Consider the following 21,504-nt stretch of genomic DNA (forward strand, 5'->3'; position numbering starts at 1 on the left):
GTACCTGTGTTGCTGCGAATCCTCTATGGTTTGCTGATACTGAGCGCAATACAAAGGTAACTTTTTTGCGGTAAATAGACTACTATAGCTAAAACTACTGTATTTATACCCAGTAGCTAAATGTTGGGTTTATATCTAGGACTTATACCTAGGGCTAATACCCATGAACTAAAGGTCCGAGGTTGTAGTGGAAAACGATGAAATCAGTATCGAGCGCTTTCTCGATGCCATGTGGATGGAAAGAGGGTTGTCGGAAAACACCCTGATGTCATACCGCAATGACTTATTGAAATTACAGCACTGGCTGGCCGATAACGGATTAACGGTTCTGACAGTATCAGAAGATGATTTACATAAATATCAGCAGTGGTTATTTGATGCTGATTATAAGCAAACCTCTCGTGCAAGAATGGCTTCAGCGATCCGTCGTTTATTCCAGTATTTGAACCGAGAAAAAATGCGCCCAGACGATCCCAGCGCGATGTTAGCAAGCCCTCGGCTGCCGAAGCGTTTACCGAAAGACATTAGTGAAGCAGAAGTGGATGCATTATTGGATGCCCCCGATCCTAATGATCCGCTCGAACTGCGTGATAAAGCCATGTTGGAATTGCTTTATGCTACCGGTTTACGTGTGACCGAGTTGGTGAGCTTAACCATGGAAAACGTCAGTCTGCGCCAAGGTGTAGTACGTGTTATCGGTAAAGGTGAAAAAGAACGCTTAGTGCCGATGGGCGAAAATGCCATTGATTGGATTGAACAGTTTATCGAAACGGGTCGGCCACAACTTTTAGGTGAAAAAAGTTCAGATGTAGTCTTTCCCAGTCGCCGAGCCAAGCAGATGACACGGCAAACATTTTGGCATCGGATTAAGCATTATGCGGTATTGGCGGGAATCGATACTGAAAAATTATCACCGCACGTGATGCGTCACGCCTTTGCTACGCACTTATTGAACTATGGGGCTGATTTGCGCGTAGTACAGATGTTGCTGGGCCATAGTGATCTCTCGACCACACAGATCTATACTCATGTTGCGACAGAGCGCTTGAAGCAACTGCATCAAACGCATCACCCGCGTGCGTAAACATTGCGGATATGTTCGCAAACTGGATGTATGATCTGTTGCGTATTAGTGCGGTTGCTTTATGCTGCCCATCGAAGAAACCAACTCACTACGCTTTATCGCCAATTTAGGGATAGAGAAAGCCTGTAAGAAAGGAACTTTGAAAGTTTTTGGCACTCTTACAGGTCTGTTCTTGTAGTGGGTAGTGATCGCATCACTATTTTCTGCGGACATTCCGCTTTTTAGACGTAAAAGGAAAGAATCGAATGCACTTTTTTGGTCGTACTCTGCTTGCCACTGCTGTCGCTTTGACTGCGTTTTCAGTTTCGGCAAAACCTGATAATGCCGCTATTGAATCGAAGTTGAGTGCGCTAGGTCTTGCACCTACTTCGATTTCTCCTTCACCGGTTCCTGGTATGAATGAAGCGCTAACAGACCGTGGCATTGTGTATGTGTCTGACAATGGTGAATACTTCATTGCCGGCCACTTATACCAAAATACAGGTGCACAACCGGTGAATCTCACCGAACAAAAAATGGCGAAAATCAATAAAGGTAAGCTACAAGGTATGGAAGACGAAATGATCGTCTACCCAGCTAAAGATGAGAAATACGTGGTTACCGTCTTTACTGATACCAGCTGTGGTTATTGCCGTAAATTGCACAGCGAGATCCCTGCATACAATGATGCGGGTATTACCATTCGCTATCTTGCGTTCCCTCGTGGCGGTGAACGTTCGCGTAACCTCGATGAAATGGGCGCAATTTGGGGAGCAAAAGATCCCGCGCAAGCGATGAATGATGCTAAAAATGGCACCTTCAACACAGAAGGTGTGAAGCCACGTAACGACATTGTGATGAAGCAATTCGAATTAGGCCAAGCCATGGGCGTGTCTGGTACACCTGCACTAGTGCTTGAAGATGGTACATTGATCCCTGGTTACCAACCTGCACCTATGCTGCGTAAAATGCTAGACAGCAAAGCGAAAAGCTAAGCCTAATAAGGCACTATAATTATTGAAAACCCGTATAGCCGATAGCTGTACGGGTTTTTTATTATTTGGGATCTGAATTCGATAGCGCGATTTGTTGTAGATCGGTGGAAAGAGTGCGGTAGAATAAAATTTCAGCCCTCAATAAGAATCGATAGCCGTCACTATGATTGAAGTTAAACGCCGTCCTGATGCTGATATATCAGGCTTCTCCTCAGCAACGCCTGCCATCTTGCAACGCATTTATGCCAGCCGTGGTATTCAAAGCGAAGCCGAACTTGAACGCGGCGCCAAAGGTTTACTCAGCTATAACCAACTCCATGGTATCGCCCCCGCCGTCGATTTATTAGTGAAAGCCCTGAAAAACAACACGCGCATTATTATTGTCGGCGACTTCGATGCCGATGGTGCAACCAGTTCGGCGCTATCGGTACTGGCATTGCGTATGTTGGGGTCTACTAATGTCGATTATTTGGTACCTAACCGTTTTGATGACGGTTATGGCTTGAGCCCTGAAGTGGTTGAGCAAGCGCACACCAAAGGGGCTGAACTGATCATGACGGTGGATAACGGCGTGTCGTCCATTGCGGGTGTAGCTGCAGCGAAAGCCAAAGGGATTGATGTCTTGGTGACTGACCACCATTTACCTGGACATGAGTTGCCACAAGCCGATGCGATTGTTAACCCAAACTTGCATGAATGTGATTTCCCATCGAAAGCCCTATGTGGCGTTGGTGTTGCCTTTTATTTGATGCTCGCGGTTCGCGCTGAACTGCGTAAAACCACCTGGTTTGTCGAGCAAGGCATTGCTGAACCGAATTTGGCTGAGTTACTCGATTTAGTGGCGTTAGGTACAGTCGCAGATGTGGTGGCACTCGATGGTAATAACCGTATTTTGGTGCATCAAGGACTGCAACGTATTCGGGCTGGTAAATGTCGTCCGGGAATCCAAGCTTTGATTGAAGTGGCGAATCGCGATCCTTCGCGGATTGTGACCAGCGATCTCGGGTTTGCTTTAGGTCCGCGTATTAATGCAGCAGGTCGCTTGGATGATATGTCCTTCGGGGTGGAGTTGTTGCTATGTGACAACATTCAAGCTGCGCGACGTATGGCCTCGGAACTTGATGGCCTAAACCAAACTCGCAAAGAAATTGAACAGGGCATGAAAGATGAAGCCTTGGCTATTTGTGAACGGCTTAAATTTAACAAGAACGACATGCCTTATGGTTTAGTCCTGTTTCAGCGTGACTGGCACCAAGGGGTGATTGGTATTTTGGCTTCGCGCATTAAAGAGTTATATCACCGCCCAGTGATCGCTTTTGCGGATGCAGGCAAAGGTGAAATTAAAGGATCGTGCCGTTCGATTGTGGGTTTACACATGCGTGACGTATTGGATCTGATTGATACGAAAAACCCTGGCATGATTACAAAGTTTGGTGGTCACGCCATGGCGGCAGGGTTAACTATCCCTGAAGATAAACTTGATGCTTTCAGTCAGGCTTTTGATGAAGCGGTACGCGCTGAGCTGGACGAAGATGCCCTTAAAGGTGTATTGCTCACTGACGGTGAATTAAGTGCGGGTGAGCTGAACTTAGCCACGGCTGAAATTTTACGTAGTGGCGGCCCATGGGGGCAGCAATTTCCTGAGCCGAGTTTTGATGGCCAGTTCCGTTTGCTGCATCAAAAGCTGGTGGGCAGTAAGCATTTGAAAATGATGGTGGAGCCACTCAGTGGTGGTACTGTGATTGATGCTATCGCCTTTAATGTTGATTTACGTCGTTGGCCTGATGCTTCAGTGCAAATTATCGAGCTCGTGTACCGATTGGATATCAATGAGTTTAGAGGCAACACCAGTGTACAGCTGATGGTCGAGCACCTCGATGCCAAGTAAAGCACGGGTTATTGTGTTTTAATCAACAAAATTGTCATTTATACAAAAAGGCGAAACTGCATAAAGTTTCGCCTTTTGCTTTTAAAGGTCAAGAAGGCTGAATAATCAGTGATCTTTGTTTGAATATCTTGTCGAGAATCAGGCTTCTGGCTAGATATCAAGCCATCTTAGCCTCGCAATTTGTGAGCGGTTTCAGAAAATAAAATCACACATAACCTTGTTCCAGCTCTGTATATTCTATCTACAATTCGATAGAATCTTTCGGTTATGTCCATTTCGGCTATGAAGAGTGGCAATGTTCGAGATTAATCCAATTAAAAACCGACTTGAGGATGTATCAGCACGTACTGACATTCTTAGGGGGTACCTTTGACTACGATGCTAAAAAAGAGCGTCTAGAAGAGGTCAATGCTGAACTAGAGCAACCAGATGTATGGAACGAGCCAGAACGTGCTCAAGCTCTAGGTAAGGAGCGCTCTGCGCTAGAAGCAGTCGTAGATACAATCGACCAATTAGATCAAGGCGTAGAAGACGTTGAAGGTCTACTTGAGTTAGCGATTGAAGAACAAGATCAAGAAACATTTGACGAGATTGAACCTGAGTTAGCTGAGCTTGAAGTTAAGCTAGAAAAACTAGAGTTCCGTCGTATGTTCTCTGGCGATCATGATGAATCTGATTGTTACATCGACTTACAAGCGGGTTCTGGTGGTACAGAAGCGCAAGATTGGACGTCGATGATGCTGCGTATGTACTTACGCTGGGCAGATGCCAAAGGTTTCAAAACTGAAGTGATTGAAATCTCTGACGGTGATGTTGCAGGCCTAAAATCGGCTACTGTACGCATCAGTGGTGAGTACGCTTACGGTTGGTTACGTACCGAGACTGGTGTTCACCGTTTAGTGCGTAAGTCACCGTTCGATTCAGGCGGTCGTCGTCATACCTCGTTTGCTTCTGCGTTTATTTACCCAGAAGTGGATGACAATATCGCCATCGATATTAACCCATCTGATCTACGTATCGACGTATACCGTGCATCAGGTGCGGGTGGTCAGCACGTTAACACCACTGAATCAGCAGTACGTATTACACACGTACCAACAAATACAGTGGTGCAGTGTCAGAATGACCGTTCTCAGCACAAGAACAAAGATCAAGCAATGAAGCAGTTGAAAGCAAAACTGTTTGAGCTTGAAATGCATAAACAAAATGCTGAGAAGCAAGCCAATGAAGACTCTAAGTCTGACATTGGTTGGGGTAGCCAGATCCGTTCATACGTACTGGATGACTCCCGCATTAAAGACTTACGTACAGGGGTAGAAAATCGTAATACCCAAGCTGTACTGGACGGCGATTTAGACCGTTTTATTGAAGCCAGCCTGAAATCAGGTCTCTAACCATATTTGGTTAATAATTAAGGGTTCCCCCCATGACTGATCAATTACAAGATGAAAATAAGCTGATTGCTGAACGTCGTGCGAAGCTAGATATGATTCGCCAAAACTGTAAAGCAAACGGCCACCCGAATGATTTCCGTCGTGATAGCCTATCGGCTGATCTACAGGCTAAATACGGTGAGCTAAGCAAAGAAGAGCTAGAAGAAGCGAACAACGTTGTTGCGATTGCAGGCCGTATTATGGCTAAACGTGGTCCATTCCTTGCGATTCAAGATGTGTCTGGTCGTATCCAAGCATACGCAGCAAAAGACGTGCAAAAAGAACTGAAAGAAAAACTTTCAGGTCTTGATATCGGTGACATCATCGGTGTTAAAGGTGCGCTTCACAAATCAGGTAAAGGCGATCTTTACGTGAACATGGAAGAATACGAGCTGCTAACTAAAGCGCTTCGTCCACTTCCAGAGAAGTTCCACGGTCTAACTGACCAAGAAATGCGTTACCGTCAACGCTACGTTGATCTGATCGTAAACGACGATTCTCGTACGGCGTTCATTATCCGCTCTAAGCTGGTAACGGCTATCCGTAACTTCATGGTCTCTAAGCAGTTCATGGAAGTTGAAACCCCAATGATGCACGTGATCCCAGGTGGTGCAACAGCACGTCCTTTCATCACGCATCACAATGCGCTAGATATCGACATGTACCTACGTGTTGCACCTGAGCTTTACTTGAAGCGTCTAGTGGTTGGTGGTTTTGAGCGTGTATTCGAAATCAACCGTAACTTCCGTAACGAAGGTCTATCGCCACGTCACAACCCAGAATTCACTATGATGGAATTCTACATGGCGTACGCTGACTACAAAGATCTGATGGATCTAACTGAAGAAATGTTGTCTTCAGTAGCTCAAGAAGTACTTGGTGCGTCTGCAATGCCTTACGGTGACGAAATGGTTGAGTTTGGTGGCAAATACGCACGTATGACGATGCTAGAAGCGATCAAACACTACAACCCTGAGCACGCTGACATTCAAGCGCTAACAGAAGAAGGCGTTCAAGATCGTGACCTTATGGTTAAGATTGCGAAATCTGTTCACGTTGAAGTAGAAAGCTTCTGGACATGTGGTCAGCTACTTGAAGAAATCTTCGGTGAAACCGCAGAGCCACAGCTAATTCAACCAACCTTCATTACTGGTTACCCAGCGGATATTTCTCCACTGGCGCGTCGTAGCGATGACAACCCATTCTTCACAGACCGCTTTGAGTTCTTCATTGGTGGCCGTGAAGTTGCAAATGGTTTCTCTGAGCTTAACGATGCTGAAGACCAAGACCAACGCTTCAAAGCGCAGGTTGATGCGAAAGACGCGGGTGATGATGAAGCAATGTTCTACGATGCAGACTACATCACTGCACTAGAGCACGGCCTACCGCCAGCTGCAGGCCAAGGTATCGGTATCGATCGCTTAGCAATGCTATTTACAAATACGCACACTATCCGTGACGTAATCTTGTTCCCAGCGATGCGCCCTCAAGCAAACTAATACTGTTAGCTTGATGTGAAGAAAACCACTCGTTATGCGAGTGGTTTTTTTATGCCTTCAGTTTGCCCATTTTTAATATCATGACGGCCCTGTTATAAACACATCAACGGGGGATGTTTGTCGCTACCTGGTGGGCGATAGTTTGGTATTTTGTGCTGTTATTGATTTTGTAAATTGTGTTTCTTTTAAGCAATGAATGTTTCTTCTTATTCCTATAGTGGATACATGGTGTGATTGCATTCACATTATTAAGTATTTAATTGCTGTCATTCTTCCTCGTAATCCTCTGCAAAATTCATACATGTGTTTATTGATAAGTTACCGATTTAACGTGAGTTTAGTTTTTCGTGCTGCAAAAAAGTTAGTTTTGCAGTGTTTAAAATTAGTGGGTAAATGTGGCTGAATTGTAAAATTTACACTTTCCAGTTAGGTCTATCTATGTAAAATGTCGCTGAACTTACGAGGAACAGTGAGATTGGGTAGTACACAAAGTATTAACAAGCACAACTAACTGGAGATGGACGATGAACAAATCGCTATCAGGAAAGATATTCACAGGCCTATTTGCTGGCTTGATTATTGGTACCGCAATTCAGTACCTATTTAACGGCGTAACCTTGATGGACACTTATGTACTGGGCTTAGCGGAAGGCGCTGGCGGTATGTTTGTTTCACTGATTAAACTGCTGGTGGTGCCACTGGTATACGTTTCTATCGTATGCGGCATTGTTGAGTTAAAAGACATCACGGCATTTGGTCGTCTTGGTGGTAAAACCTTTGGTCTTTACATTATTAATACCATCATCGCGATCACGGCAGCCTTAACGGTGGGTATGATCTTCCAGCCCGGTGCCGATGCTAACTTAGCCGGTACAGTGTCAGAAGCGGTAGAGCTGACCACAACAGAAACGCCTGATATCTTCTCGTTGATAGTCAATATTGTACCGAGCAACCCGGTACAGGCCTTTGCTAGCGGCGATATGCTTCAAATTATTTTTATGGCTATCCTGACGGGTCTGGCGATTCAAGCGCTTGATTCTCGTGGGGGCCCTGCAATCAAAACCTTCAAAATGGCCAATGAGATCATGATGAAGCTGATTGGTCTAGTGATGAGTCTTGCACCCTACGGTGTATTTGCCCTGATGATTCAGTTAGGTGCGACACTGGATGCGAACACCTTGATGTCTGTTGCTGGCTATGTCGGCCTTGTGGTTGCGATGCTAGTGTTCTGGATTTTCATCTTCTATCCAATGATGGTCGGTCTAACAACGGGTATCAAGCCATCAACCTTCTTACGCCATATTCGTGAACAAATCTTGTTCTCGCTATCAACAGCTAGCTCGAACGCCACGATTCCTGTCACTATGCGTACCTTAACTGACAAAATTGGGGTGTCGAAATCTGTCGCGGGCTTTGGTGTACCACTGGGTGCAACCATGAACATGTCTGGTGTATCTATTTACATTGCATTGGCGACTATCTTTGTTGCGAACGCATTTGGTCAGCCAATTAACTCTGCTGACTTGTTCACATTAGGCTTAACAATTCTTCTACTATCAATTGGTGCGGGTGGTGTTCCTGGCGGTGGTGTTGTGATGGTCGGTGTGTTACTTCACCAACTAGGTTTACCACCTGAAGGCCTTGCAATTATCGCAGCGGTTGATCGTATCAACGATATGTTCTGTACCAGCTCTAACGTTGTTGGTGACACCGCGGTAAATACCATTGTGGCCAAAAGTGAAAATGAAATCGGGGTTGAGCAAGTCGATGAAATTGGTGAAACAGTAACCGCTAGCTAAATTTCCGATAATACCATTCTGAATAAAAAAGCGCCTATTGGGCGCTTTTTGCGTATAATCTCTCTCTTTTTTATGAAATTGCATCAAGTGCAATATTAACTATAGTAAACATGTTGCATTTATTTAATTGTGCCATATATCATCAACCACATCTTGTCCGATAATTGGCAAAATTGTGCTCTCAGCACATTGAATATCGGGTAATAAGTAGTTCAGATATAAGGCGAAAAGGATGGGGAGCGCATTATTCATGAGTTCAAACCCTGGTGCATTAGTGGTTTTTGGTGGCGGAAAAGCAGAGTGGCTGACCACATTAGAACAGGCTGGTTGGATGTGTCATCGCTGCTATGATTTGCGTGCAGCTGAAGGTTTACTGATTGATGTTGGCCCGTGCATTGGTGTGATCGATCTTAGCCAAGATGATTTTAGTTTGCAGGGTATAGCTGCATTAGTGAATCGTAATAAACAGGTGCGGTGGTTAGCATTGGTCCGAGATGATCAACTAAAGTCAGATGCGATCTGCCTGTTTATCGTTAATTTTTGCATCGATTATTTCACGGCACCGCTACCTATTTCTCAGTTGCAAAAAACCATAGGCCATCAGATTGGTATGTTGCAATTGGAGCGAAAAATTTGGCCTCAACTCGGCCAGTTTGGTCATTTGGGGCTTCAAGGTGATAGCGAGTGCATGAAGAAGCTGCGTCATCAGGTACGCCGTGTTGCCGCAACAGATGTCCCCGTGTTTATCCAAGGTGAAGTGGGTACAGGTAAAGAGTTAGCTGCCCAAGCTATATTTCAGGCATCAAAAAGGGCGCGAGCAGGCTTTGTCCGGATCGCTTGCCAGCAGTTAACATCATCATGGCTACAGCAAAAAGAGGCTGATGCAGAAGGTGTAAATTGCATTCTTGAAGCGGCTAAAGATGGGGTGCTATACCTTGATGAAATCGCCGATCTGAGTGATGCCCGCCAACGGGAATTACTGCAGTATATTGAAGAGGGTGAATTCACAACCCAATGTGGCCGTCTAGTTGGAGGGGATATTCGCTTAATATTGGCGACCCGCCATGATCCTGAAGAACTGCTCGCAGAAGGTAAGCTGCGTCAAGATTTGTATTATCGACTCAATGTATTGAATTTGTCTGTGCCTGCATTACGAGAAAGGCAGCAAGATATCCTAGATTTAGCGAATTTTTTCTTATTGAAGTTTGCACGGCAATATAACAGTGTCGCTCGTCAGTTTTCTGATGAAGCCATTCGCATGCTACAGACTTATTTGTGGCCGGGTAATGTGAGAGAGTTGCTGACGCAAGTGAAGCGAGCAGTACTCCTTGCTGAGCAGCCAACCTTAGAGGCTGATCAGCTCGACATACCTCGCTTGATCGATGATAAGCAAAGTTTGAAAAAAATTCGGGAAGAATCAGAACGTAGTGCTTTATTAGCGGTATTGGAAAACAATAAAGGCCAGATTTCAGCGGCAGCCCGTGAACTGGGTGTATCACGCGCGACCATGTACCGTTTATTGAATAAACACGATTTGATCACTTCACCGAAAAGTTTTCGTCAGAGCACAACGTGATGATGGGCACAGTGTTGGAGCGATAATAAAAAAGCGCATTACGCGCTTTTTTTGTTTTGGTAGACCAAGTCATGTTAGTGGTTGGTGCACTGCGGTGTGTCAGTTGGTGCTTCTATGACCGCTGATTCATGAATTGGAAACAACTTGTCGTACGCCAAGTTATAACCGTACGCATAGAATAAGAAGAAGACCACCATGCCTAAATCTAAGATCAACGCATCGTATAAGGTCATATCTAACCACCATGCCATAACGGGTAGGGTGATCACTAATAGACATAGCTCGAAAATAATCGCGTGAATCACGCGTACTTTTCCACTTTTTCTCGTGGTACCAAAGTGTTTTAACATGGTTTTATCAAACATCAGGTTATAGCCATAGTTCCATACCGTCGCGATGATAGAAAACCCTAACCCCATGACACCCATGCGTTTTGGATCTAAACCAACCAGATGACTTACCACAAAAGTGATCAGCAGTAGGGCGATTAATTCAAAGCCGATAGTGTGGCGAATTCTGTCTAATGTAGTACGCATTGTTAACTCTCACTCTATTCAATTTCACAGCATTTTCGCGTGTTGATGCCACTAAGAATAACGTCTTTAAAGATAGTTTGAAGTTAGATACTATCGTTAAAGGCGATAGTTTATGGGTGTTAAGCGTATGCAATTTTCTTTTGAGCAGTTAGAGGCTTTTGTTGCTTCTGCCGATAGTGGTTCCTTTTCTGCAGGAGCGCGGCGGTTAGGTAAAGCGCAGTCAGTAGTCAGTACCGCGGTAGCCAATCTTGAAGCCGATCTTAACCTGACATTGTTTGATCGTAGCCGTCGCTCACCTGTGCTGACAAAGCATGGTGAAGCATTACTTATCAAAGCGCGGCATATTTTGGAACAGTGCGGTAGCTTGTTGGCCAGTGCACAGGAATACCAAGCAGGGGTAGAAACCAAAATCACCTTGGCGGTAGAGTCGATGACCATGACCCAAACGATAGCCGATCAACTCAAGGTGTTTGAAGCCCAGTACCCTATGGTCGAATTGGAAATACTCAATGCGGCAGAAGGTGATTTGTTGGAATTACTGGATACGGGTCGAGCTCAACTCGCCTTGATGGTGCAACTCGATAGTTTGGTGGAAGGGTTCGATTTCTATGGTATAGGTCAACTGGAGATGTGCCACTTAGTATCGCCACAGCACCTTTTAGCCAAAGAGTCCGTAGTGGATTGGCATCATCTCAAATCGCATCGTCAGATTTTATTGAGTGGTCGTTATCGAAAATTAGCTCACCGCTGGCAGCTCTCTGATTCAATGTGGATCACAGACAGTGCTTTATCGGCAATGTTGTTGGTTAGTAGTGGTATTGGTTGGACTGTGTTGCCACGTAATATTGTTGGTGATCTTATTCAGTCTGGTTTATTAACCGAGTTAGTGACCAAGATGGACACAGAGGCCTGGCGCCAATCGGTTGATGTGGCTTATTCCAATCAACAAGCCTTAGGACCAGCCACTAAAGCATTGTTAGCTTTGCTGAAAGAAATTCAATTGCAGTGATGCCTTTCGTTAGAACAATCAGAAATAAGATAGAGCAGCTGATTTTATTATGCTGCTTTTTTAGGCTTAAATGATGACTTATTGGTATAAAGAATGCTGATAGTTAAAGTGGCTAGCATAAAAATGCTTTATTCATTTTGGTGAATATTTGTGCTTGTTTAATTCTCTACAGTGGTTAAAATTTACACGTACTTAACACTTACCCACATATTCACTAGGAGGCGACCATGATGATTTTCTCAATGCATACATGTATTGCGCCGTTTAGTGATACCTCTAAAAATTCAACACAATAACAGCCATCCGCTGTAACTCAGGGCCGCGGATACTGTCGCGGTTACTTGCAGTAAAAGTTTGATCTCGTCAGCATCAGTGACCCTCCAATATTAACTATGGAGAGTTAAATTATGCGCCAATCAGTTTATTTACGCCTAGCGGTACTATTAGTTCGTGCTGATCTTTATCGTGAGCATCAAGCATGGCGACGTGAAAACCGTCGAATCCAAGTGGATTTTTCACACCTATCTGAGCACTTGTTGCAAGATATTGGCATTGGTAAAGATCGCCGTTTAGATGCCGAATTCGGGGCTAGTCTTGCACAACGCAAAACACGTCACCTTCGACGAGAGTTTCGATCTAGACAGCTCACGTAATAGCTGCCCTGTCGCTATTACGTATCAAAGTGGCAGGGCAGAATAAACCGGTAAGAACAGATAATCATCCCCGCCTTATGCGGGGATGATTCGTTATGGGCAAGGGTTAGAATATTGCACACCGATTTCGGAGAGATCCTGTAAAACATCATCAGTTAGACTGAGGTCAATACTCTTAATATTGGCATCTAATTGGTCAAGGTTGGTTGCCCCAATGATGTTTGAGGCGACAAAAGGAGGTTGATTAACAAACGCTAATGCCATTTGGGCCGGATCGAGGCCATGTTTATGGGCGATGGCGACATAAGCTTGAGTGGCGGCGACGCCTTGTGGGTTGAAGTAGCGCGAGAAGCGCTCGAATAAGGTACAGCGCGCCCCTGCAGGTTTAGCACCGTTGAGGTATTTACCACTGAGGGTACCAAATGCTAATGGTGAGTAAGCGAGGAGTTCAACGCCCTCGTGGTGACTGATTTCAGAGAGCCCAACTTCGAAACTACGGTTAAGCAAACTATAAGGGTTTTGGATCGAGATCACCCGAGGAAGATTATGTTTCTCGGCTAATTTGAGGAAGGACATCACCCCCCAAGGCGTTTCATTGGAAAGACCGATATAACGAATTTTACCTGCACGTTGTAGCTCAGCCAGCGCTTCTAGCGTATCAAGAATGGTTACACCCGAATTGTCTTCTTTGTATTCGTAGTTCAGTTGACCAAAACAGTTGGTTTCGCGTTGTGGCCAGTGTAATTGGTATAAGTCGATGTAATCGGTTTTTAAGCGATTAAGGCTGGCATCAACGGCATCATGAATGTTGCGATGATCCAGTGCCATATTATCGCGAATATAGGGAAGGTTACGTGGCCCTGCAATTTTGGTTGCTAATACCACCTTGCTGCGTAGCCCTGTTTTCTCTAACCAATTGCCGATGTAGGCCTCTGTTAATCCTTGGCTCTCTTTATTGGGGGGAACAGGGTACATCTCGGCAGTATCAATGAAGTTTATCCCGCGCTCAAAGGCGAAATCGAGTTGGCTGTGTGCCTCTTTTTCTGTGTTTTGTTCACCAAAGGTCATGGTGCCAAGGCAAATTTTACTGACCTCGAGTGAGGAATGGGGAATGCGGTGATATTTCATTAGCCCTCCTTGGACTGCAAGTACCAACAAATAGGCTGTTTACTGCTACTTTCCAACAGGTGCTTAGGTGTACCACCCTAGCATGCAAGTGAAATGGCATTTGTTGGCTGGGTATATGTTATTAACTTAACGAGAGTTTATGCAGATGTCGACTGCCATTTACTTGCTGAGTGAGGGAATGTGACACATAGTTATATCTAGCCACTGTCGAAAGGATGCAGATAAATGCAACTGACTCAGTTTAAGCACTGGCTTAAATCGCCAGGTAAGCCCCAGCCAAAATGCGTGGTGATGAGCCACGCTGGTATGGCCGATTACTTGATGGAGATAGAATTTAAGCACCAGTTGGTGCCACTTAAAGATGATGCCGATGGTATGCTAATGTTTCGGAATATGGAGCAAATTGGCGATCTTTTGAAACCTTTGGGGATCGATACCGTCATCTTACGTGTTATCGATCCTTACGATGAGTTTTCACCTGATAATCAGCTATCACGCTGCAACGAAGACATGAGGATCATCCTCTGATACAAAATGAGGTAGGGCTAGATGATAAAGTGTTTGGCAAGAATGGCCGCGGTAAAATGGGTTTTGAGATAAAACCCACGAGGTAGCGTTTTGATTGGCTGACCATTCGCACCATAGGCTTCGGTTAACGCTTTATTGTTGGCCGCCTTTGGTCGTAACTGTAATACCTCGCCGTGTTTGGCGGTGATCTGCTCGACCTGTCCCAACACGATCATGTCCATTAATTCTTCCCAGTCTTGACGAAGTTGGCTTTCTTCTTCTGGTGATGGCTGCCATAACAGGGGCGAACCAACGTGGCGATCAGCCAAGGGAATATCGCGCTCTCCTTCGACAGGCACCCACAATACTTTGGCTAATTTATGACGAATGTGGCTATTTTGCCAATTAAGACCATGCAAGCCTATTAATGGGGCAACGCAAACAAAGGTGGTTTCTAATGGCTTACCATGATAGCCAATAGGGATGGTTTTTAGCTCGATCCCGAGTTCAATAAAATCAGGTACGGGTTTGCTGCCCGCACTTGCCCCTAAGTGCCATTCGAGTAATTGTCCTACCCAACCTTTATCACGTCGCAGATCTTGCGGTGGAGTTAGACCCGCTTGGGCAGCCAGCTCTCCCAGCGTGAGTCCTGCTAAGGCTTGTGCTCGTTCAAGCAATTCTTGTTCGGTTTGTGGTGGTAAGGGGGAGGAAATACTCGTCATACTAAGCCACTTTAGGTTAAACAGTGAGGTCACGTGAGTATTTTATCATAAGCCACCGATGAACTGATGATTAGCGGACAAGGCTGTTGTCTGGTTTGAGGTGTTTTTAAGCGAATGTTGGCTATGGTATCTGATTTTCAAACAAACGGTAGATAGTAATGCTTTATTGCCTGCATTTTAGTTGCCTGAGGGTCAATAGATGTGGGGGGGTAGCTGCGAGGGAGAAAGTGGTAGCCAAGAATATGGGCTAGGATCATATCGAAAAGATATCCACAGGTCTTTTGATTAAAAAAAGCACAGCGCCAAGCTCTGGATGTATACACAGGGGTTAGTGTGCTTTTTAGGCAGAATGCTGGGGTTGTTATCAGGTAAGAGGTCTTGATGGTGTGGATAATTTCATAACTGGTGGATCTTTAACCGATCCGCTTTTGCTGATGTTTTAGTCACTCACTCTACGTGTTTGTTAATGTGTTCTTCCTTGTAATATTATGTTTTTAGTTGGTTTTTGCCTTGTTTGGTTTGTTTTTTAATCATTGCCCAATCTCGCTGATAAGGTACTTTATTCACGTTAAAGGTGCTTCTTCACAAATCTATCCACAGAAAAAGTGAATAAATGTGGGTTATGTCTCACTTGGCTGTTTATAAAACATTCCTTGTTATTGAGTTATCCAGAAACTGAGTGCTAGGTAGGAAAAAACAGTTAATAATTAGAATGTTTGTTAACCTTTGGCGCGATCTATGAAAAAATCAGCTGTAATAGAGATTTATAATTGAGGTCGTCTAGTGATTGATGGCGATGGATACCGTCCTAATGTCGGGATAGTTATCTGTAATAGCCACGGCCAGGTATTCTGGGCTCGACGATATGGACAACATTCTTGGCAGTTTCCACAAGGTGGTATTGATGAAGGGGAAACCCCTGAGCAAGCCATGTACCGAGAATTGTATGAGGAAGTAGGGCTTACCAAAAAGGATGTAAGGATCATAGCCTCCAGCCGCCATTGGCTGCGCTATAAATTACCCAAACGTCTAGTCAGGTGGGACTCGAAACCCGTTTGTATCGGGCAGAAGCAAAAGTGGTTTTTGCTTAGCCTAGAATGCGATGAGTCAAAGGTGAATATGCAGCGTGGGAGCACGCCGGAGTTCGATGGTTGGCGATGGGTCAGTTATTGGTATCCGGTGCGTCAGGTGGTGTCTTTTAAGCGTGATGTTTATCGACGCGCATTAAAAGAGTTTGCCGCAATGGCGATGCCATTTAAGGAACGTAAAGAGCGTAGAGTGAAGCGTCACAAGGGTCGCCGTTAAGCTTGCTGATGCCCACTCTAAAGTAAGGCGCAAAACAGCTTATGCTGACACAGCTCAGAGAAATTGTAGAAAAAGTTGCCAGTGCTGAAACCCTGATCGATGCGCTCGATCAGTTGGTGATCAGTACTTGTCAGGCAATGCATACCGATTGTTGTTCGGTGTATATCGCTGACTATAAACGTCAAGAATACACCTTGATGGCAACACAAGGCCTAGTCAAAACCCGCCATCATATCAGTTTGGGTTTTGACGAAGGCTTAGTCGGGTTGGTTGGCCGCCGAGCCGAGCCTATCAATATCGCCGATGCGCGATCACATCCCCAGTTTAAACACCTGCCTGGTACAGGCGAAGAACACTTTGGTTCTTTCTTTGGCACGCCTATCACACACCAGCGTAATGTCTTAGGTGTGTTGGTTATTCAGCAAAAAGATCGTCGCGAATTCGATGAAAGCGAAGAATCGTTCATGGTCACGCTCGCGGCACAGCTGGCGGTGATCCTTGCCCATGCTAAAGCGCAGGGGATGTGGCCAGATCAACACGATGGTTTGCATTTAATTGGTTCGGCTTCATCGCAAGGGGTCGCGGTGGCTAAAGCATGGTGGGATGATAACCAACCACGTTTAGAACATGTCTTGCCTGCCTCTTCATTGAACTTAGAGAATGAACAAGAGCGGCTGACGATTGCAATTGATTTGGCGAGTAATGAATTTCGCCGTTTGCGTAAGCGCTTTGACAGTGAATTGCATAAAGAAACTTTAGCGATTTTTGATCTGTTCAGCCACTTGCTTAATGATCCTATGCTACGTAAGGATTTGTTTGCCAAAGTGGCATCGGGCGATCAGGCTGAATGGGCTATTCGTCAAGTTGTTGAAGCGTATTCAACCCGTTTTGCCAACATGAAAGATGCGTATCTCAAAGAGCGTGCGCACGATATTCGAGAACTCGGTCAACGCCTGTTGTTCTTTTTGCAAAATGAAGACGTTATCGAGTACAAGTGGGATGAACCGCGTGTACTGCTTACACGGGAATTAACCGCAGCCATGCTCGCGACAATTCCACGAGATAAATTAGCGGGGGTTGTCGCCCAAGAAGGCGCCGCGAACTCACATGCGGCGATCTTATCGCGTGCACTCGGTATACCTGCAATCATGGGGGTCGATTTTATCCCTGAGAAAATCCATAACTGCCAAGTGGTTGTGGATGGTTACCGGGGTGATTTCTTAGTAAACCCCAATCGTCATGTTTTAAAAGAATACCGACGTTTATTACGCGAAGAAAATGAATTAGATAAAACCGTTGAGAGTGCACTAGCGAAATGTGCGGTCACCAAAGATAATCAGCGTGTTTACGTACACCTTAATGCAGGCTTGAGTGCCGATACCAGTATCGCGGTTAATCGTGGTGTTGATGGTGTGGGGCTCTATCGAACTGAAGTTCCCTTTTTATTGCAACGTAGTTTTCCATCAGAGGAAGAACAAACGGCGCAATATCGGACCATTTTAGCGTCATACCCCAATAAGCCCGTGGTGATGCGTACCCTTGATATTGGTGGCGATAAACCGCTGCCTTATTTATCAATAGAAGAGGATAACCCATTCCTTGGCTGGCGTGGTATTCGCTTTACCTTAGATCATCCGGAAATTTTTCTTATTCAAGTTAGGGCCATGCTAAAAGCCAGTATTGGTTTGGATAATATGGACATCTTGCTGCCCATGATCTCTGGGATCGCAGAGCTTGATGAAGCGATTATTTTGATCGAACGGGCGTTTGAAGAAGTGAGTAAGCACGCGCAGCATCAAGGTAAGGTATTACATCGTCCACGGTTAGGGATCATGATTGAAGTCCCCTCGATTTTGTATCAGCTGCCAGCATTAAAAGGCAAAGTAGACTTCATTTCGGTGGGAAGTAACGACTTAACCCAATATTTATTAGCGGTTGATCGGAACAATGCACGGGTTGCGAATGTCTATGATGCATTACACCCTGCAGTTTTACATGCTTTGCAGCATATTTTGGTATCTAGCCAGCAACTTGGTATTCCTGTTAGTGTGTGTGGTGAGCTTGCAGGTGATCCGGTTGGGGCATTATTGCTGGTGGGCATGGGTTATCGTTCGTTAAGTATGAACACCCGTAATGTCGCCAAGATTAAATATATCCTTCGTCAGATAGCCTCTGAGGATATGTCGAAGTTGGCCCAGCTAGCGCTTCAGTCATCGGTAGCGACAGAGGTTAGAACAACAACAACTCGTTTCGTCGAAGACAAAGGTCTTGGCGGCTTTATTCGTGCTGGTAAGTAGGGTAAATAAATGGAATCCACATTATGGCTGTTTGCCATGTGCTTGGCACTAGGGAGTGTCGTTGGTTTACTTGCTGGGTTGTTGGGTATTGGTGGTGGTTTATTAGTGGTCCCTGCTTTAGTGTGGTTATTACCGCAGGCGGGGATCCCCACTGAGATGGTCATGCATATCGCATTGGCAACATCATTAGCCAGTATTGTGCTTACCTCGGGGTCATCGGCGCGCAATCACTTGCGATTAGGTAACGTTGATCTGCAAGCGGTGAAAATGTTGGCACCGGGAATTGTGCTGGGTGGGCTGGGTGGCAGTATGATTGCAGAGCTAGTGCCTGCTGAATTGTTACCGAAGATTTTTGCAGGAATAGTGCTATTTTTGGCGTTACAAATGTTGGCATCTATCCGCTTTTCAACCCATGAGCGAACCCTTCCAAGTCCGACTAAGTGTATTTTTAGTGGCGGGATCATTGGTGTGGTATCGAGCTTAGCGGGTATTGGCGGTGGTTCACTTACTGTGCCTTACTTAAATTGGCATGGATTAGAAATGCGACGTGCCATTGGCAGTGCTTCATTGGCTGGGGCAATTATTGCAGTGGCTGGTATGCTAGGCTTTATTGCAGCAGGGGTAGGTGATGAAGCATTACCGCCTATGAGCATTGGGTATGTGTATTTACCCGCTTTAGTGGGAATTGTCTCGACGTCAGTGCTAACTACTCGCCATGGTGCTGCTTTAGTGAGCAAAATGCCGACTCCGACATTAAAGAAAATATTTGCTGTATTTTTACTTTTTATCAGCTTCAAAATGTTTATGGGTTAACCCCAATAAACAACACAATGAGATAACTTGAATGAGCCAAGGTTTTTTTACATTCCCTAATATCGACCCGATATTAATTGAAATTGGTCCGCTAGCTATTCGCTGGTATGGACTAATGTATTTACTCGGTTTTGTCTTTGCGATGTGGCTAGCCAACCGCCGTGCCGATAAACCTAATAGTGGCTGGACCCGTGAACAAGTTAGTGACTTATTGTTTGCTGGCTTTTTAGGTGTTGTGCTGGGTGGACGTATCGGTTACGTGCTGTTTTATAATTTTGGCTTATTCCTTGATAACCCTCTTTATCTGTTTCAAGTCTGGACTGGGGGCATGTCGTTCCACGGCGGCCTGCTGGGGGTGATCACGGCAATGTTCTGGTATGCCCATAAAAATGGTCGTACTTTCTTTGGCGTGGCAGATTTTGTTGCACCGCTGGTACCATTCGGTTTAGGGGTTGGCCGTTTAGGTAACTTTATTAATGGTGAGCTATGGGGACGTGTTAGTGATGTGCCTTGGGCTATTGTGTTCCCAACGGGCGGGCCATTGCCACGCCACCCTTCACAGCTTTATGAGTTCTTCCTTGAAGGACTAGTGCTATTAATCATCTTGAATCTGTTTATTCGCAAACCACGTCCAGCAGGGGCGGCATCAGGCTTGTTCTTGTTTGGTTATGGTAGCTTCCGCTTTATTGTGGAGTATTTCCGTGAACCGGATGCCCAGCTTGGCTTATTTGGTGGCTGGATCAGTATGGGCCAAATTCTGTCGTTACCTATGGTGATCGGTGGTCTATTAATGATGCTGTGGGCATATAAAATGCAGCCTAAAGGCAAAACCGCATAACATCTCTGTTAGGTAGAAGAAAAGAGCAGCTCACTGGAGCTGCTTTTTTTATGGCTGCTTTTCTGGGGAACATGGTATTTCATCAAAAAAAGCCCCGCGATTTCTGGTAAGATCGGCCACAATTTTTTTGAGTAGCTGAAAGGCCTTGTGCATGCTTTCGGTTTTAATGACGAGCGAGTAGAACGATGAAGCAGTATTTAGATCTCTGTCAGCGTATTGTTGACGAAGGTGTTTGGATTGAAAACGAACGCACTAACAAACGTTGTTTAACCGTTGTGAATGCTGACTTAACGTTCGATGTTGCCAATAATGAATTTCCACTAATCACTACCCGTAAAAGTTTTTGGAAATCGGCGATTGCAGAATTGCTAGGCTACCTACGTGGTTATGATAATGCGGCAGATTTTCGTGCATTAGGTACCAAAACCTGGGATATGAATGCTAACGAGAACCAAGCATGGCTGAATAACCCTCACCGCAAAGGCCATGATGACATGGGCCGAGTCTATGGTGTGCAAGGACGTAGTTGGCAAAAACCTGATGGCACGACTATCGATCAGCTGCGTAAAATTGTCGACAACTTGTCTAAAGGCATCGATGACCGTGGCGAAATCATGACATTTTATAACCTAGGCGAATTCGACTTAGGTTGCCTGCGTCCTTGTATGCACACCCATACTTTTTCGTTACTGGGCGATACGCTTTATCTAACCAGCTACCAGCGTTCGTGTGATGTGCCGCTTGGCCTTAACTTCAATCAGATCCAAGTCTTTACCCTACTGGCTTTAATGGCGCAAATTACGGGTTTAAAAGCAGGTAAGGCGTACCACAAGATTGTAAATGCACACATTTATGAAGATCAACTTGAGCTTATGCGTGATGTACAACTGCAGCGTGAACCCTTTGCTTCACCACAATTGATCATTAACCCTAAAATTAAATCACTAGAAGATTTAGAAACCTGGGTAACAATGGATGACTTTGAAGTGGTGGGTTACGAGCACCACGAAGCGATTAAATATCCATTTTCGGTATAAATTGAGCGATAGTTAAAGCATGAGATCAGCAGTAAACGAGTGCGTGCTGCTGATGAAAATGAATATTTCCTGCTGTTGATTTGTTTTAGTACTAATCAATCACCATTAAAAAAGGTTCTTCGCGGATTAGCGGGAACTGAAAACAAAAACGGTAGTTAATGGTATGGTTACATCGCCAAACACAACCTTCCAAAAACTACCGTTTTCATGTCGAATAATACTTTCCTATCTTCCTTCTGGGAAGGCTTTCAGATTATAAAGTCCCATAAAACTGATTCTTTAATTACAATCACTTTAAAGCCTGATTCCACCGCTGTGTGTCAATGCGGTCGCTCATCCAACTCTATCCATGACTATCATTGGCGAGTTCTAAAAGAAGCGATGATGTTCGATACTCCTGTTGAGC

General features: G+C 45.0%; 18 protein-coding genes. 15 read left to right on the forward strand and 3 right to left on the reverse strand.

Annotation, left to right across the window (positions count from 1 at the left end):
• The first annotated feature begins 187 nt into the window (after nt 1-187).
• From xerD to L4C35_RS19835, 7 genes are all read left to right on the forward strand, one after another.
• Nucleotides 188-1,084 (forward strand): site-specific tyrosine recombinase XerD, encoded by an 897-nt coding sequence (xerD, locus tag L4C35_RS19805; RefSeq protein WP_428464523.1) that lies wholly within the window; start codon nt 188-190, stop codon nt 1,082-1,084.
• Nucleotides 1,085-1,329: 245 nt separating this feature from the next.
• The gene (dsbC, locus tag L4C35_RS19810) at nt 1,330-2,058 is read left to right on the forward strand and encodes a bifunctional protein-disulfide isomerase/oxidoreductase DsbC (protein ID WP_428464524.1); all 729 of its coding nucleotides are present in this window, start codon (nt 1,330-1,332) and stop codon (nt 2,056-2,058) included.
• A 163-nt stretch (nt 2,059-2,221) separates the two neighbouring features.
• Nucleotides 2,222-3,946 carry a single-stranded-DNA-specific exonuclease RecJ gene (gene recJ / locus L4C35_RS19815; protein ID WP_428464525.1) on the forward strand — a complete coding sequence of 575 codons (1,725 nt, stop codon included), beginning with the start codon at nt 2,222-2,224 and terminating at the stop codon, nt 3,944-3,946.
• Between the two features lie 295 nt (nt 3,947-4,241).
• Nucleotides 4,242-5,340, forward strand: a protein-coding gene (gene prfB, locus L4C35_RS19820; RefSeq protein WP_428464526.1) for a peptide chain release factor 2 whose coding sequence is annotated in 2 segments (ribosomal slippage) — nt 4,242-4,316 and nt 4,318-5,340 — 1,098 coding nt in all. Because the reading frame shifts where the segments join, the coding sequence is not laid out codon by codon here.
• A gap of 32 nt (nt 5,341-5,372) precedes the next feature.
• On the forward strand, nt 5,373-6,878 hold the full coding sequence (lysS, locus tag L4C35_RS19825) for a lysine--tRNA ligase (RefSeq protein WP_428464527.1): 1,506 nt from the start codon (nt 5,373-5,375) through the stop codon (nt 6,876-6,878).
• A 524-nt stretch (nt 6,879-7,402) separates the two neighbouring features.
• Nucleotides 7,403-8,677 carry a dicarboxylate/amino acid:cation symporter gene (locus tag L4C35_RS19830; RefSeq protein ID WP_428464528.1) on the forward strand — a complete coding sequence of 425 codons (1,275 nt, stop codon included), beginning with the start codon at nt 7,403-7,405 and terminating at the stop codon, nt 8,675-8,677.
• 232 nt (nt 8,678-8,909) lie between these two features.
• Nucleotides 8,910-10,253, forward strand: coding sequence for a VpsR-related response regulator (locus tag L4C35_RS19835; protein WP_428464529.1), 1,344 nt, complete (start codon nt 8,910-8,912; stop codon nt 10,251-10,253).
• 74 nt (nt 10,254-10,327) lie between these two features.
• Here the strand turns inward: L4C35_RS19835 and L4C35_RS19840 are convergent, their stop codons facing one another.
• Nucleotides 10,328-10,789 carry a PACE efflux transporter gene (locus tag L4C35_RS19840; protein ID WP_428464530.1) on the reverse strand — a complete coding sequence of 154 codons (462 nt, stop codon included), beginning with the start codon at nt 10,787-10,789 and terminating at the stop codon, nt 10,328-10,330.
• 127 nt (nt 10,790-10,916) lie between these two features.
• Between L4C35_RS19840 and L4C35_RS19845 the strand changes: the two genes are divergently transcribed.
• Both L4C35_RS19845 and L4C35_RS19850 read left to right on the forward strand, forming a co-directional pair.
• Entirely contained in the window at nt 10,917-11,798 is an 882-nt protein-coding gene (locus L4C35_RS19845; protein ID WP_428464531.1) for a LysR family transcriptional regulator, read from the forward strand.
• Between the two features lie 407 nt (nt 11,799-12,205).
• Nucleotides 12,206-12,451, forward strand: coding sequence for a hypothetical protein (locus tag L4C35_RS19850; RefSeq protein WP_428464532.1), 246 nt, complete (start codon nt 12,206-12,208; stop codon nt 12,449-12,451).
• Nucleotides 12,452-12,544: 93 nt separating this feature from the next.
• Here the strand turns inward: L4C35_RS19850 and L4C35_RS19855 are convergent, their stop codons facing one another.
• Entirely contained in the window at nt 12,545-13,579 is a 1,035-nt protein-coding gene (locus tag L4C35_RS19855; protein ID WP_428464533.1) for an NADP(H)-dependent aldo-keto reductase, read from the reverse strand.
• Nucleotides 13,580-13,804: 225 nt separating this feature from the next.
• Between L4C35_RS19855 and L4C35_RS19860 the strand changes: the two genes are divergently transcribed.
• Entirely contained in the window at nt 13,805-14,107 is a 303-nt protein-coding gene (locus L4C35_RS19860; RefSeq protein ID WP_428464534.1) for a DUF6482 family protein, read from the forward strand.
• A gap of 17 nt (nt 14,108-14,124) precedes the next feature.
• On the opposite strand, the gene mutH is transcribed toward L4C35_RS19860, so the two are convergent.
• Nucleotides 14,125-14,808 carry a DNA mismatch repair endonuclease MutH gene (gene mutH, locus L4C35_RS19865; protein ID WP_428464535.1) on the reverse strand — a complete coding sequence of 228 codons (684 nt, stop codon included), beginning with the start codon at nt 14,806-14,808 and terminating at the stop codon, nt 14,125-14,127.
• A gap of 783 nt (nt 14,809-15,591) precedes the next feature.
• Here mutH and rppH point away from each other — a divergent pair.
• The 5 genes from rppH to L4C35_RS19890 all read left to right on the forward strand — a co-directional run bounded on the left by rppH (nt 15,592) and on the right by L4C35_RS19890 (nt 21,098).
• Nucleotides 15,592-16,113, forward strand: a complete 522-nt coding sequence (rppH, locus tag L4C35_RS19870) for an RNA pyrophosphohydrolase (protein ID WP_048897990.1) — start codon at nt 15,592-15,594, stop codon at nt 16,111-16,113.
• A gap of 41 nt (nt 16,114-16,154) precedes the next feature.
• The gene (gene ptsP / locus L4C35_RS19875) at nt 16,155-18,410 is read left to right on the forward strand and encodes a phosphoenolpyruvate--protein phosphotransferase (RefSeq protein ID WP_428464536.1); all 2,256 of its coding nucleotides are present in this window, start codon (nt 16,155-16,157) and stop codon (nt 18,408-18,410) included.
• A 9-nt stretch (nt 18,411-18,419) separates the two neighbouring features.
• Nucleotides 18,420-19,223, forward strand: a complete 804-nt coding sequence (locus tag L4C35_RS19880) for a sulfite exporter TauE/SafE family protein (protein WP_428464537.1) — start codon at nt 18,420-18,422, stop codon at nt 19,221-19,223.
• A gap of 31 nt (nt 19,224-19,254) precedes the next feature.
• Nucleotides 19,255-20,061 (forward strand): prolipoprotein diacylglyceryl transferase, encoded by an 807-nt coding sequence (lgt, locus tag L4C35_RS19885; protein WP_428464538.1) that lies wholly within the window; start codon nt 19,255-19,257, stop codon nt 20,059-20,061.
• Between the two features lie 185 nt (nt 20,062-20,246).
• Entirely contained in the window at nt 20,247-21,098 is an 852-nt protein-coding gene (locus L4C35_RS19890) for a thymidylate synthase (protein WP_428464539.1), read from the forward strand.
• The last annotated feature ends 406 nt before the right edge of the window (nt 21,099-21,504 follow it).

Origin of the sequence: Photobacterium kagoshimensis, assembly GCF_050337045.1 — a bacterium.
Lineage (GTDB): Bacteria > Pseudomonadota > Gammaproteobacteria > Enterobacterales > Vibrionaceae > Photobacterium > Photobacterium kagoshimensis.

Coding starts and splice junctions, on each gene's coding strand:
- dsbC (WP_428464524.1), top strand. CDS start 1,330: ATGCACTTTTTTGGTCGTACTCTGCTTGCCACTGCTGTCGCTTTGACT.
- recJ (WP_428464525.1), top strand. CDS start 2,222: ATGATTGAAGTTAAACGCCGTCCTGATGCTGATATATCAGGCTTCTCC.
- lysS (WP_428464527.1), top strand. CDS start 5,373: ATGACTGATCAATTACAAGATGAAAATAAGCTGATTGCTGAACGTCGT.
- L4C35_RS19830 (WP_428464528.1), top strand. CDS start 7,403: ATGAACAAATCGCTATCAGGAAAGATATTCACAGGCCTATTTGCTGGC.
- L4C35_RS19835 (WP_428464529.1), top strand. CDS start 8,910: ATGGGGAGCGCATTATTCATGAGTTCAAACCCTGGTGCATTAGTGGTT.
- L4C35_RS19840 (WP_428464530.1), bottom strand. CDS start 10,789: ATGCGTACTACATTAGACAGAATTCGCCACACTATCGGCTTTGAATTA.
- L4C35_RS19845 (WP_428464531.1), top strand. CDS start 10,917: ATGCAATTTTCTTTTGAGCAGTTAGAGGCTTTTGTTGCTTCTGCCGAT.
- L4C35_RS19850 (WP_428464532.1), top strand. CDS start 12,206: ATGCGCCAATCAGTTTATTTACGCCTAGCGGTACTATTAGTTCGTGCT.
- L4C35_RS19855 (WP_428464533.1), bottom strand. CDS start 13,579: ATGAAATATCACCGCATTCCCCATTCCTCACTCGAGGTCAGTAAAATT.
- L4C35_RS19860 (WP_428464534.1), top strand. CDS start 13,805: ATGCAACTGACTCAGTTTAAGCACTGGCTTAAATCGCCAGGTAAGCCC.
- mutH (WP_428464535.1), bottom strand. CDS start 14,808: ATGACGAGTATTTCCTCCCCCTTACCACCACAAACCGAACAAGAATTG.
- ptsP (WP_428464536.1), top strand. CDS start 16,155: ATGCTGACACAGCTCAGAGAAATTGTAGAAAAAGTTGCCAGTGCTGAA.
- L4C35_RS19880 (WP_428464537.1), top strand. CDS start 18,420: ATGGAATCCACATTATGGCTGTTTGCCATGTGCTTGGCACTAGGGAGT.
- lgt (WP_428464538.1), top strand. CDS start 19,255: ATGAGCCAAGGTTTTTTTACATTCCCTAATATCGACCCGATATTAATT.
- L4C35_RS19890 (WP_428464539.1), top strand. CDS start 20,247: ATGAAGCAGTATTTAGATCTCTGTCAGCGTATTGTTGACGAAGGTGTT.